Genomic DNA, 255 nt, shown 5'->3' with positions numbered 1-255 from the left:
GAGCCAACTTGTTTGGTGACTGCGTACCTTTTGTATAATGGGTCAGCGACTTATATTCAGTAGCGAGGTTAACCGAATAGGGGAGCCGTAGAGAAATCGAGTCTTAATAGGGCGTCTAGTTGCTGGGTATAGACCCGAAACCGGGTGATCTATCCATGAGCAGGTTGAAGGTTGGGTAACACTAACTGGAGGACCGAACCCACTGTCGTTGAAAAGCCAGGGGATGACTTGTGGATAGGGGTGAAAGGCTAATCA

The 255-nt window shown here is 48.6% G+C and carries 1 rRNA gene; it reads left to right on the top strand.

Annotated elements, in window-relative coordinates:
* Positions 1-255: ribosomal RNA gene (locus tag ACEO2X_RS14620) — 23S ribosomal RNA — on the top strand; the annotation flags it as partial.

The organism is Acinetobacter sp. AL9 (genome assembly GCF_041464035.1).
In the GTDB taxonomy this organism is placed as follows: domain Bacteria; phylum Pseudomonadota; class Gammaproteobacteria; order Pseudomonadales; family Moraxellaceae; genus Acinetobacter; species Acinetobacter towneri.
The sequence above is the reverse complement of the archived record's forward strand: the minus strand, read 5'-3'. Positions and strand labels throughout refer to the sequence as shown.